The organism is Pseudoalteromonas sp. SA25, from assembly GCF_011378705.1.
GTDB lineage: Bacteria > Pseudomonadota > Gammaproteobacteria > Enterobacterales > Alteromonadaceae > Pseudoalteromonas > Pseudoalteromonas arctica.
Map to the genome: position 1 here is coordinate 46,503 of NZ_WTKV01000023.1, position 12,209 is coordinate 58,711.

Annotated in this window: 10 protein-coding genes; 2 read left to right on the plus strand and 8 right to left on the minus strand. The window is 39.4% G+C overall.

All coding sequences use genetic code 11. The features are described 5' to 3' along the window. Position 1 precedes the first annotated feature (1 nt). The 4 genes from GQR45_RS16975 to GQR45_RS16990 all read right to left on the minus strand — a co-directional run bounded on the left by GQR45_RS16975 (position 2) and on the right by GQR45_RS16990 (position 6,186). Positions 2-667: a hypothetical protein gene (locus GQR45_RS16975; protein ID WP_165726556.1), complete on the minus strand. Its 666-nt coding sequence runs from the start codon at positions 665-667 to the stop codon at positions 2-4. Positions 668-852: 185 nt separating this feature from the next. Further along, entirely contained in the window at positions 853-2,835 is a 1,983-nt protein-coding gene (locus tag GQR45_RS16980; protein WP_165726557.1) for a phytase, read from the minus strand. Between the two features lie 11 nt (positions 2,836-2,846). Then, a complete protein-coding gene (locus GQR45_RS16985; RefSeq protein WP_165726558.1) occupies positions 2,847-3,821 on the minus strand; it encodes a metallophosphoesterase in 975 nt (324 codons plus the stop codon). A gap of 61 nt (positions 3,822-3,882) precedes the next feature. Beyond that, a complete protein-coding gene (locus tag GQR45_RS16990; RefSeq protein WP_165726559.1) occupies positions 3,883-6,186 on the minus strand; it encodes a TonB-dependent receptor in 2,304 nt (767 codons plus the stop codon). A gap of 297 nt (positions 6,187-6,483) precedes the next feature. Here GQR45_RS16990 and GQR45_RS16995 point away from each other — a divergent pair, with 297 nt between their 5' ends. After that, positions 6,484-7,404 carry a GGDEF domain-containing protein gene (locus tag GQR45_RS16995; RefSeq protein ID WP_165726560.1) on the plus strand — a complete coding sequence of 307 codons (921 nt, stop codon included), beginning with the start codon at positions 6,484-6,486 and terminating at the stop codon, positions 7,402-7,404. Then, a complete protein-coding gene (locus GQR45_RS17000) occupies positions 7,388-8,389 on the plus strand; it encodes an AraC family transcriptional regulator (RefSeq protein WP_165726561.1) in 1,002 nt (333 codons plus the stop codon). Before GQR45_RS16995 ends, GQR45_RS17000 begins: the two co-directional genes overlap by 17 nt. A gap of 1 nt (position 8,390) precedes the next feature. Here the strand turns inward: GQR45_RS17000 and GQR45_RS17005 are convergent, their stop codons facing one another. From GQR45_RS17005 to ettA, 4 genes are all read right to left on the minus strand, one after another. Next, positions 8,391-8,894 (minus strand): TlpA disulfide reductase family protein, encoded by a 504-nt coding sequence (locus GQR45_RS17005; RefSeq protein ID WP_165726562.1) that lies wholly within the window; start codon positions 8,892-8,894, stop codon positions 8,391-8,393. Positions 8,895-8,956: 62 nt separating this feature from the next. Continuing rightward, the gene (locus GQR45_RS17010) at positions 8,957-9,865 is read right to left on the minus strand and encodes a histone deacetylase (protein WP_165726563.1); all 909 of its coding nucleotides are present in this window, start codon (positions 9,863-9,865) and stop codon (positions 8,957-8,959) included. 53 nt (positions 9,866-9,918) lie between these two features. Continuing rightward, positions 9,919-10,287, minus strand: a complete 369-nt coding sequence (locus GQR45_RS17015) for a PilZ domain-containing protein (protein ID WP_165726564.1) — start codon at positions 10,285-10,287, stop codon at positions 9,919-9,921. Between the two features lie 156 nt (positions 10,288-10,443). Beyond that, positions 10,444-12,117 carry an energy-dependent translational throttle protein EttA gene (gene ettA, locus GQR45_RS17020; RefSeq protein WP_007581203.1) on the minus strand — a complete coding sequence of 558 codons (1,674 nt, stop codon included), beginning with the start codon at positions 12,115-12,117 and terminating at the stop codon, positions 10,444-10,446. Positions 12,118-12,209 lie beyond the last annotated feature (92 nt).

Here is a 12,209-nt window from a genome sequence, read left to right on the forward strand (position 1 = left end):
CTTATTTCTTAAAATCATCAGCATTGTAATAAAGTGGTTTAAGCGTGCCGCAATTAATAAACTTATAGGTAAGCTCATTTTCAGCTGGGACACGTTTTGAGGTACGAAGTTTTTGCATACACGCATTAACTAAATCTACAAAAATAAGATGGTTATAGCTCGGTGCTTTTTGAATTTTATGAATATAAATACGCTCAGTACCGCTTAGTGTAATCATGTCGTAGTCTTGCCATTGCGATGATTCACTCAAATCTTTTAGTTCTCTGGCATACAGCTGCTTACTCAAGACCAACTCTTTTTTTGAATAAATTAAACTACCACCTTGTTGATAATCACCCTCGTAAATATCGGCAATAATCGTAATTTCTTCACCACGCATTAAATGCTGAATATTAAACGCTTGTGGCTTTACGGTGATTAACTCGGCATTTCTAACAAAGCCTAAAAATGGAACATCGGGGTTTCCTATTTTATAAACAACTTGCACATCATTGGGTAAATTATAGGTGGGTAAATTCATTGCAATAATAGATGAGCCTTGATTAACCAAAGCCATAGGATGCTCAGCATTGTAAGCGGGGTCTACCGGTGGAAGATCTGCTTTTTCTTCTTCAGCTGCGGCAAAGCCACTTAAAGTAATTAGTAATAAAGTAAGTAGTAAGCGCATTATAATCTCAATTAATTTATGAGCTTAAATTGTAGTATAAAAATATATATTACATTGAGTTAATTACACTTAATACTTAACTGCAAAGGATTGTATAAAAGGCTCAAGTGAGCCTTTTATACAATTTCAAGATGGTTTCAAGGTAATCTCAAAGCGACATTAAAATAATAGCGACTAAATAAGCACTACTTAATTGCTTTTTTTACTTCTCGCCAATCTATTATTTTAAAGTTTTGAGGCTGCTGTGGCATACGGTTATAACCATCTTGTACAACTAAAATACCTTCAGGATAACCCGGAAGAGACTTAGATGTTACTGTTAACCCGTCGGTTTCTGATGAGCCATCAATACCATTAACCAAATCACTTATTACACTAAACTTACCTGCAAACTCTAAGCTAGGTGTTTTAATGCCCGCAGTACCATTCTTTATTTTATACAGTACGTAGCTGTTATCACCTTGGCTCGAAACAACTAAATAACGTGTTTTGTCGCTGTGGTAAATTTCCATACCTTCAACATCATCAACAAGTTGCTCATTTATGTCTTGTAGCATAACCGGTGTACTTCCTGCCGTTGGCTCTGCACCTATAAACCAAATACCGGCATCTTCTTCGCCTACAAATAATTGTCCTAGTTCATCATCTGCACTACAGCCTTCTGGTTGGCTTGGTAGGTTAAACTCGCGAACAAGTTTGCCTGTTGTTTTTTCGTTATCCTCACTGATTTTATATTGCTGATACAGCCCCGATTTATCATTTACAAATACATAGTTCCCCGTATTTGACGAGTACATACATAAGCCATAAATTTCATCAAGATTGGTAGGAATATCAGTAATGTACTTCACATTATTATTAGCTTGTACTGTAAATACACTAATACCGTTAAGTGTTCGGTTACTGGCGGTTATTAATGTATTGGTACTGTTTTTAATGGTGCTATTTTGTCGCAGGTCCACGTTATTTAAACGACCAACTTCAAGTGACTGTTCAAGCTTGCCATTTAGGCTATATACCATTAGTCCACGGCGTTTATCGGTGCCTAAAATTAAGCTGTTTGCTGCATTTTTAGGGTTAACCCAAATTGCCGGATCGTCTGCTGCATCACCAAATGCTTGAACGGGGGCAGTTTGTGCACTTGCCTTTATTTGAGTAATTGATTGGGTGCTGGTTTTTAATGATTTTTTGATAGGTGTTACAGGTAATGTACTTTTAATATAAGCGCCTGTTTCGTCGTTATACAGCACTGCCGTTGCCGTGTTGTTACTTGTGTAATTTACCGCTACCGATTCCAAGCTCAAGTCACCATTTAACATCCAGTTATTAAACGCTTTGCCAATTGGATCATAAGCATACACAGTATTGTTTTTGGTACTAGTAAACCAAACCATACCATCTTGCGAAGCCGAAATAGCTCCTAGTTCACTGTGTAACTCTCCAAAGGGGGCGACTAAAGCAATCGGTTTTTTATCTGCTTGCGATTCAGCGTTCGCGTTTATTGCCCAAATGCCTACTTCGCTTTCACTTACATATAAGGTATTTGTTGTTGTACTTACAGCACAACCCGACGCCTCACTAACGCCAGAAAATTCACGTACATTTACGTTAACCGCTTTATTATTCGCTGTATCAAAAATAATAGTTTCAGTAATTAGCCCGCGTACATCAGGTACAAATGCTGATATTGATTCACTCGCTTTATTAGCAAATAAACACACTGTATCGGGTTGTGCTTGTGGTGGATTAATACGCGTTAGTTCAGTTGTATTCCAGCCACTTTGAGTGTGTTCAAGCTTAAATATAACTACGTTATCTTGATTGTTATCAATAGTTGCAACCAAAAATGAGTGCGCTGTTAGCTTAGTGACAGCAAGCGCTTCAAAGTTACCTTTTTTTATAATGCTGCTTTGTTGCGTTTCACTTTCAACTAACACTAAGCCTTTGCTTTCGCTTGCTAGCAACCAATTGTTATTATTTAACCATGCCGCTTGTGAGCCTTGCATGTTATCTGTTGGACCAAATTTAGTACTATTAATGACTACTTTATCGGGTGTGTTTTTTACTGCCGTATTTGTAGTCACGTTACTATTGCTACACGCACTTAATGTACTAAGCACTAAGCTACTTACAATTAAGCTAATAGATGTTTTTAATTTAAAGTTCATGTTGTAACCCTTTATTGGTCAAAGCGCTTTTGAGTGCTGTAACGCACTTCGCCTTTATAGTTAATAGCCGTTGCTTTTAGTGCTTCATTGTTAATCGAAAAGATCAAAAATCCTGGAGTAGCTTCTGCAAAACGCGTAAATTCACGTTGTTTTACGTAACGCGCTTCGCTACCACCACCAGATACAAAGTGGTCGAGTTTACTGCCATCTATTTGGTTATGTTGCAGGTCATGTTCGTGTCCTGCTATGTATGCTTGCACACCATTTTGCTCAAATATGGGCTCGAGTAAATTACGTAAACCTTCAGTAAGTCCGTAACGTTTTCCACTGCTATAAAGTGGGTGATGACCAACCACTATTTTCCATCGTGCTTGGCTATTTTCGAGCTGGCTATTTAACCATGTTAATTGCGCTTGGCTGTTTTGCCCTTGAGTTGCTTTGTATTTTTCGCGTGTTTTGTATTCAGGATTTAAAGTATTAGTGTCTAAAAACACCATTAATATCTGCTCGCCACCTTTTAAAGTAAAGGTTTTGCTGTAATAGCGTGCAGGTAAATTCCAGCGCTGACTTTTTTTACTGTAATCAAGTTGTGCTTGCGCATTACCTAAATAATCATGGTTACCCAGTACTATATACCAAGGCTCGAATGTATGTGGGCCATGGTAAATATCTTCATAGGCACTTTGCCAAAGCGGGTCGTTAACACTTGCCACGCCATTGGGATAAAAGTTATCGCCAGTTGAAATAGTAAAATCACCATCCGTTTGAAACATCGCTATTTCTAACTGGTGTGCTACGTCTTTTTGATAAAAGTGCCCGTTATGACCCCAATCACCAATAACCGTAAAATTTAAGCTCTTAGGCAGCACCGTCAAGTTGGCAATTTTTTGTTGCTCGTATAATACATCGGTGTACGTTACGTTTGCCAATACGCTTTGTATACTGCATAAGCCAAGTGTTATTAGCAGTAATGTTTTTTTTATCATTATTGTTCTCCCATGTTTGGTAGCGCTAAATAAAGTGATTAGCACTACCTCATAAACTTATTTAAAACGCGTAACGCAGCATAAGTTGATAAACTGGTCCCGCTTCTTCAGATTCAATTTCGTACTCATCAAAGCTTCTACTAAACTGATCTTCAACGGTATCAAATTTATTAAAGGTTTCGTCTTTACTTGCATCCAGTAGGTTTGAACCTACCAAGCGTAGCGTTACATCTTCCCAACGTTTTTCTAAAAACACTTCAAAGTCGGCACTGTAAGATGTAGTTATTTCTTCACCTACAATACGTCCATAGGCATCACCTTGCTTGCGGTAAGTTACGCCAAATGCAGCTTTGAGTTTGGGTAAGTCTTGAATAAACCCTACGTTATAAACGTAGTCTGATTGGTCGTTAAATTTGCGAGTTCCAAAAAAATCGGTTACTTCACTATCAAGCCATGAGTAGTTTAAAAATACACCCGTATTAGGCATGCTAAATGCGCCAAGTGGAGTAGATAAATCAAGCTCAACGCCTTTAACATTACCATCGCCTGTGTTGCGTGGTTGCAGTACAAATGTACCTTCGCCCTCAGAGCCTTCTTGTCCTGTATTTGCTATTTCTATTAGGTCATTTACTTTGCGATAAAATAAATTAATACCTACAACGCCACTTTTTCCTAAGCGATACTCGTAGCCTAAGTCCATACCCCAAGCTGATTCTGGTTTTAATTCAGGGTTCCCTAGTTGGTCGTTATCGCCAAGTTCTTTTTCGATAAGTGCCGGCGTTAAAAGATCAAACTCAGGGCGGCGTAAACTACGCGCAATCGATGCACTTATACGCCCATTTTCGCTAACGTTATAACGAAAGTGTGCCGAGGGGAGGATAAAGTCGTAACTATTATTTTCGGTCACGCCAATTGTTTTATCATTAATTTTAGAATCGGTAGACTCCCAGCGAACGCCCAGCTCCCAAGCAAATAAATCATCTTTGTGCTTAACAAGGGCAAATAAGTCAAAGCGATCTTCTTCTAAAGTATTTACACCACCAGTAACCGCTTCGTACTCGCTATTAAATGCAGCAAGCGTTAAAGGTGTTGCTGCGTATTGATCCCAACTGGTAAGTGCAAGTTCTAATTCGTTTTGCGATTCTAAAATTTCACTGTCGCGTTTTTTATTTTGTAAAAATGCACCAAACTGAATTTCTTTGCTGTCACCCCAAGGTTGGCTGTGTTGCCACTGTAGAGTCCATTCTTTATCATCTATTTCACTTTTCGTTTGCTCTTCTTCAAATATCATAGGCAGCTCTGAGGTATCTAATTCGACTTCTTCCTCATAAACAGACTCTTCAAACCTAGCAAAGCCAAATTTAAACTTACTTGTGCCACTTAGTAGTGAAAATTCATAAGCGGTATTGATGTTGTAATTAGTTTGGTCAATATATTTAACATTCGCATTATCTGTTTCTAAGTTACCGCCATTTACAATATCGTTATTGGTTGCAGTTGGGTCGTTGTATTCAAATGAACGTTCATCCTCAGTACGCTCTGTATCAACCCACATAGCGCTAATATTAAACTGACTATCGTCATCAAAAACAATTTCGTAGCTGGAGTTAAGTGACGTGTCGTCGCCATCGCGAGTGTCAGATTGGTCTTCGCGGTTATCAAATTCTTCTGTTTGAAAATTTATATTGTTTTCAGGGCTATCGCCGTAGCGCAAACTAGTTTTTTGTTTTGGGTTATATCTGCCTTGTAAATTTGCACCAAGTAATAAGCGCCCACCAGCAAATTCAGTACCGTACACTGCAGCTAAGCTTTCTTTAAATTCACCATCATCATAAAACAAGCCACCAGCACGCAAGTAACCGCCATCTAAACTGTAACCATCGCGCAATACAATATTTAATGTGCCCGCAATAGCATCGGCTGAGCGGTTAGCACTTGATGAGCGAATTATTTCAACGCGTTCAATTAACTCAGCCGGAATTCGGTCAACAAAAAATGAACGATCGGCACCAGCGCCAGGTACTTCTTCACCGTTTATAAGCACCTTTGTATAAGCAGGGCTTAACCCCCGCATACGTGCACCATCCGATTCAAGTACATCCGATAAAAATGTAACACTGGGTACTCGTTTTAATGCATCGCCTGCTGTTAAAGGTTCAAAACGTTGAAAGTATTCTTGTGAATATTCTAAGGTTGGTGCGAGTTCGTCAGAACGGTTTCTGTAACCAATTTCACCATATACAACAATTTTGTCAGAAACTTCGATATCTTTTTTTGTAGTTTCTTTTGCATCATCTTCTGCATAAGCCGTTAAATTACATAAGGTTAATGCGGCTACCAGTACTTTTATTTTAAAATGTTTCATTGTATTTGCTCTTGGTTATTACTGGGTTGTTTCTTGGTATGGCGAGCAAGCTAAAGATATTTGGTTACGTAAATGTGACAGTGTTTAGTTTAAATACATGTATTTAGAGGTGTTTGAGCAATATGTAGAGCGTATTGAGCTTTTATCACTCCTCGTAAAGTCAGGTGTTATGTACCGTGCAGGGCTGTTTTTAAAGTAGGTATCATCTCGTTGTCATATAGCTGAGCTAATATGACCCTGCTAACAAAAACTTGTATGAACTAACTTTAAAACTCATTTATAAACGAGATACTGCACATGCGATTTAATCCCTTTATCAGCCACCGATTATTAATAAACGCTATTATTGCGATGTTTTTTAGCGCTGTGTTTTTAAGTAGTTACTTAGGTGTATTAAAAACTTACGCCAGTATTCAGTGGCTCGATATTATGGGGGAGGGCGGTATTGTATTAATGACCCTTGTATGGATTGCCGCGTTATTAATTTCAAGACCACCGAGTAAAGTAACCAATTACTTAGTGATAGGTGTTGGGCTATTTATGTTCTCGGCAACCCTAGATTTACTTGATGAATGGCTAATGCATCCAGCGCATCAATGGCTCAGTTGGATTGAATCTCTGCCAGCACCTTTAGGCATGTTGTTAACGAGTGTGGGTTTGTATTATTGGCATCAAGAGCAGTACGTATTAAATCGTCAGCTACGCCGCCGTGAAGCACATTTACGTGAGCACGATAAGGTGTGCTCAGTTACAGGTCTCTATAAGGCGCAGTACCTAGATTCAGCAATTAAAGAGCAACTTACGAGCAAACAACCACTCTGGCTTGGGGCTATTGATATTCGTGATTTTTCGCATTTTAATAGTGAGTTTGGCTTTAGTGAGGGCGACCGGTTACTGCGTGAAATTAGCGAGCTATTGTTAATGAATTGCCGACTAAGTGATGTAGTGTGCCGCTACGCAGGAGATTGCTTTATGATACTAATGCCAGCCACCACAGAGCAGCAAGCTAAAGAGCTGATGGCACAAATTAAAGGAGCTCTAAAGCATTGTGCATTTAAAGTTGAAGCATCTAAAAAAGCAAAGTTTCAATATATCACTACCGCCTTAATACAAGGTAATAAGCATAGCAGTACAGATAAACTAACAAGCCAACTTCATAGTCAATTACAACAAAAAAAGCATCAACAAAAAGTAGCGCACCGTGCACATGTTTGTTAGCCAAGACGATAAATATTTAAGCGCTCAAGGGCTTATTACGTCAGCTGTAGAGCTTGCTCAAAGCCGAAACATAAATTTACATAAGCTGCTACGCGGAACCGGTATTTTTGAACAAGACTTACTTAATTTTCAGCATACATTTAGTGTGTCTCAGCAGGTGCGTTTATTAGCTCAATTTAAGTTGTTGATGAAAAGTACTGACAGTGGTTTTTTACTCGGTAGCCAACTTATTAACGACACTCGAGCCGAAGCTCAGGCATTAAAATATAGCGATAATTTAGCTCAAGTATTAAAGCAATTATCACTTTTAAGAATGCAATTAGCGCCTTTGCTGTTTAGCCAAACGTATATTAAAAACGATAATGTTTATATTTATATTCAGCCAGCACATGGGCTTGATGAAAGCTTTTACCACTATGTGCTAGAGATATACAGCACTGCATTTTATAGTTTACTTAAACGAGTGAGCGAAAGTTACCCGCATTGTCAGTTCGACTTTGCTTTTAAACGCCCTCGGCATATTCAAGAATACGAACAAAATTTAGGGCTAAAGGTAAGTTTTGATAAGCCATGTACTCGCTGGGTATTAAATAAAGCCATGTTAAGGGCTAAAAACCCGCATGCGAATCAATTACGATTTATGCAAGCGCAGTCGCAGCTACATAATAAAAGCGTAGTTAGCATGACTTTTATTGAAGCCGTCTGCAGATACTTATACTCCCACCCAAGTGCTAATTTAGAGTGTACCGCAAAGCACTTTGCTATGAGCTCAGCTACATTTAAGCGCAGACTTAAACTCAATGGGGTACGCTTTTCAGCGTTAATAGATGAGCAAAATAAGCACAAAGCTATTTACCTACTTACTCTGTGCGCTAAACATAACGAACAAGTCGCTGAACATTTAGCTTTTTACGATATACCTAACTTTCGGCGCGCCTTTAAACGCTGGACAGGCTTAACACCTAATCAGTTAAAAGCGCAATAAGTTACTCAGTTGCCATGTCGATGGAGTGCAACAATGTTCGTGCCTTTAAATGTAGATTTGCGTCCTCTGGGTTTGACGTATTAGTCAGCCAAATTACATTGCCTTCTTTATTTACAAACAATGTAGTAGGTGTGCCTCGTATACCTAACTGCTGTGCTATTGCATCGGCTTTTACGGCTGTTTTAAAAGTATAACCTCTATCGCTAAGCGCTTTAGCGGGAGTAGCATCGTCATCTTCTTTAAAGCTCACGGCAATAACTTTTAAGCCCATATCATCAATTTTTTGAAGTGCTGGCTGCAGCTTTTTACAGTACGGACACCACGTTGCCCAAAAGTGTAAAACGTAAGGTTGACCTAATAAATCTTGAGTATTGAGCGGCGACCCATCAGCCATTTGTAAATTTAATGTAGGCAGCTTAGGGTATGTTTCTTGCGTACTTTCTTCTTGAGAATAGCTTGTAAAGCTTATAAAAATTAGTGCGATGGCAATAAATAGTTGTTTCATAATATGTTCGTTTTTATTTTACATATTAAATAAGAACGAGAATTTAACATTTTTATTTCAAACTAAAAGCGAGCAGCTTGCTCAACAACAATAGCGTGGCGTTTAGCGAGGCGAAGATGGTCTTTATCGTAGCCACCACCTATTACTGTAGCAACGGGTGTGTTGTGTTCAAGGCAGCGTTTTAGCACTAAATGGTCGCGCTTAACTATGCCATCCCAGCTGATATCTAATTTACCCAAGCCATCGCCTTGCCAAATATCAACGCCAGCATCGTAAAGTACCAAGCTTGGGTTTAGCTCTTTAAGTAAATAACTCAAGGTGTCGTCAACTACGGCAAGGTATTCGTCGTCTTTCATATTATCAGCTAAGCCAATATCTAAATCGCTAGCGGATTTTCTAAAGGGGAAGTTTTTTTCACAATGGATAGAACAAGTATAAGCGTATGCTTGATGCTCTAACATTGCGGCTGTGCCATCACCTTGGTGCACGTCTAAATCAAAAATAAGTACGTTAGTTACTTCACCCGATTCAATTAAAGTTTGCGTGGTAAAGGCTAAATCGTTAACCATGCAGTATCCTGAGCCAAAATCGGTATGCGCATGGTGTGTACCACCGGCTAAGTGGCACGCTATACCGTGTTTGAGTGCTAAGCGGGCTGTTTGTAACGTCCCTTGAGGGGCTGTGAATGTTCGTGCCATAAGCTCTTTTGACCAAGGTAGGCCAATGCGACGCATTGCTTTTTCATCTAAGCGGTTATTCCACAAATCGTGTATGTAATTTTCGCAGTGTATTAGCTCAAGTGGCTCTGGCGTGCCTAATATTGGCTCAACCAGGTTATCGCCAATCAAGCCCAGCTTTGCTACATGCTGATATAAATGTGCAAACTTACTCATTGCAAAACGATGCTTTGGATCGAAATTAAACGAGTAGTTAGGGTGATACACCAAAGGTAAATGTGGATTTAAAGTCATGTTTGCACAAGTTAAAAAGTTTGCACTATGGTAATCAACTAATCCAAATGAGTCTATTCTTGCGTGTCGTGAATCAACATAGCGAGTTCGCGATGTAATAGTTCGTCATCAGCTAAGTTTAGCTCTATTAAACGCTTTAAATAAGTAATGCTGTCTATATCAATATGGTGGCATTTTAAACCAATATGATCCGCTTCTATATGGCACACCACAACCTCCATTTTTATTTCTATTTCGCTTTGAGGCAGCGAAAAACGCAGAATAGCTTGGCTATTTTGGTTGCCAATAAAAGCATCACATTTAGTGATTAATGCGCCATGCAAAGATACATCAAGTAATTTACATGGGTATTGGTGATCATTAAAAATCACTTGTGCATCGGTTGAAAATAAAACACGAGAAAACTGACGACGATTTTGCATAACCTAATTTAGCCTTACTGTTTTTATAATAAATTAAGCATAGCGGGTAATTCTCTACATGCTAGCAGGATATGCTCCTGTAATGCTGGTGGCATAAAAAAGCCCCGCATAAATGCAGGGCTTAGTTTTACTGTAATAAATTAGTTACAGTAAATATTAACCAATTTTTTTGTACTTAATACGTTTAGGTTCAGTTGCTGCTGCACCTAGTGTCTTTTTAAGCCACTCTTCGTATTCAGTATAGTTACCATCAAAGAAGTTAATTTGACCTTCGTCGCGGTAATCTAAAATGTGCGTAGCAATACGGTCAAGGAACCAACGGTCATGCGAGATACACATTACACAACCAGGGAACTCTAAAATAGCGTTCTCTAGTGCGCGTAGTGTTTCAACGTCCAAGTCATTGGTTGGCTCATCGAGTAGTAACACATTGCCGCCAGCTTTTAATAACTTAGCAAGGTGTAAACGGTTACGCTCACCACCTGATAGGTCTTTAACAAACTTTTGCTGATCGTTACCTTTAAAGTTAAAGCGACTTACATATGCACGGCTTTGGAACTCAAAGTTACCAATTTTTAGTACGTCTTGACCGTCTGATATTTCTTGGAAAACAGTTTTGCTTTCATCCATACCGTCGCGGAACTGATCAACAGTAGCAAGGTGTACGCTTTCGCCAACGGTAATGCTACCGCTGTCTTGCTTTTGCTCACCACTGATCATTTTAAACAGCGTTGATTTACCCGCGCCATTCGCACCAATGATGCCTACAATGGCACCTTTTGGCATGCTAAAGCTTAAATCGTCAATTAAAACGCGATCGCCAAAACTCTTACGAAGATTAGTTACTTCAAGCACTTGGTCGCCTAAACGCGGGCCAGGTGGAATAAACATCTCGTTAGTTTCGTTACGTTTTTGGTAATCAGACTGCTGCATTTCAGTAAACTGAGCCATACGTGCTTTTGACTTAGCTTGGCGACCTTTAGGGTTTGAACGAACCCATTCAAGTTCTTGCGCAATTGATTTTTGACGTGCTTTTTCAGATTTTTGTTCTTGCTGTAAGCGCGCATCTTTTTGTTCAAGCCAAGAAGAGTAGTTACCTTCCCATGGAATACCTTCACCACGGTCAAGCTCTAATATCCAACCCGCTACATTATCAAGGAAGTAACGGTCATGCGTTACCGCCACAACAGTGCCTTCGTAATCGTGTAAGAAGCGCTCTAACCATGCAACCGACTCTGCATCCAAGTGGTTAGTTGGTTCATCGAGAATAAGCATGTCTGGTTTTTCAAGCAGTAATCGACATATAGCAACACGACGACGCTCACCACCTGAAAGGTGCTCAATTTTAGCATCCCATTCTGGTAGGCGAAGTGCATCAGCAGCACGTTCTAAAACGTTGTCGATGTTATGACCATCGTGCGCTTGAATAACAGCTTCAAGCTCGCCTTGCTCTTTTGCAAGTGCGTCAAAGTCAGCGTCTTCCATGGCGTATTCGTTATACACTTCGTCAAGACGTTTAAGTGCGTGTTTAACTTCGCCAACAGCTTCTTCAACAATTTCACGAACTGTTTTGCTTTCGTCTAAAACAGGCTCTTGCGGTAAATAACCAATTTTTGTACCAGGCTGAGGATGTGCATCACCTTCAAAATCTTGGTCAACACCGGCCATAATACGTAGCAACGTAGATTTACCAGAACCGTTTAAACCAAGCACACCAATTTTAGCGCCAGGAAAAAAGTGTAACGAAATATCTTTTAAGATAGTGCGCTTAGGTGGCACAACCTTAGATACTCGACTCATCGAGAATATAAATTTATCAGGTAAAACCATGGAGGAAAGCCTTCAAATAATAATAAAAATTTCAATGTTGTATTGTAGTGGCTGACAGGTGAAACAGTCAACGAATGGCGGGTTTTAAAGCA

Coding starts and splice junctions, on each gene's coding strand:
- GQR45_RS16975 (WP_165726556.1), bottom strand. CDS start 667: ATGCGCTTACTACTTACTTTATTACTAATTACTTTAAGTGGCTTTGCC.
- GQR45_RS16980 (WP_165726557.1), bottom strand. CDS start 2,835: ATGAACTTTAAATTAAAAACATCTATTAGCTTAATTGTAAGTAGCTTA.
- GQR45_RS16985 (WP_165726558.1), bottom strand. CDS start 3,821: ATGATAAAAAAAACATTACTGCTAATAACACTTGGCTTATGCAGTATA.
- GQR45_RS16990 (WP_165726559.1), bottom strand. CDS start 6,186: ATGAAACATTTTAAAATAAAAGTACTGGTAGCCGCATTAACCTTATGT.
- GQR45_RS16995 (WP_165726560.1), top strand. CDS start 6,484: ATGCGATTTAATCCCTTTATCAGCCACCGATTATTAATAAACGCTATT.
- GQR45_RS17005 (WP_165726562.1), bottom strand. CDS start 8,894: ATGAAACAACTATTTATTGCCATCGCACTAATTTTTATAAGCTTTACA.
- GQR45_RS17010 (WP_165726563.1), bottom strand. CDS start 9,865: ATGACTTTAAATCCACATTTACCTTTGGTGTATCACCCTAACTACTCG.
- GQR45_RS17015 (WP_165726564.1), bottom strand. CDS start 10,287: ATGCAAAATCGTCGTCAGTTTTCTCGTGTTTTATTTTCAACCGATGCA.
- ettA (WP_007581203.1), bottom strand. CDS start 12,117: ATGGTTTTACCTGATAAATTTATATTCTCGATGAGTCGAGTATCTAAG.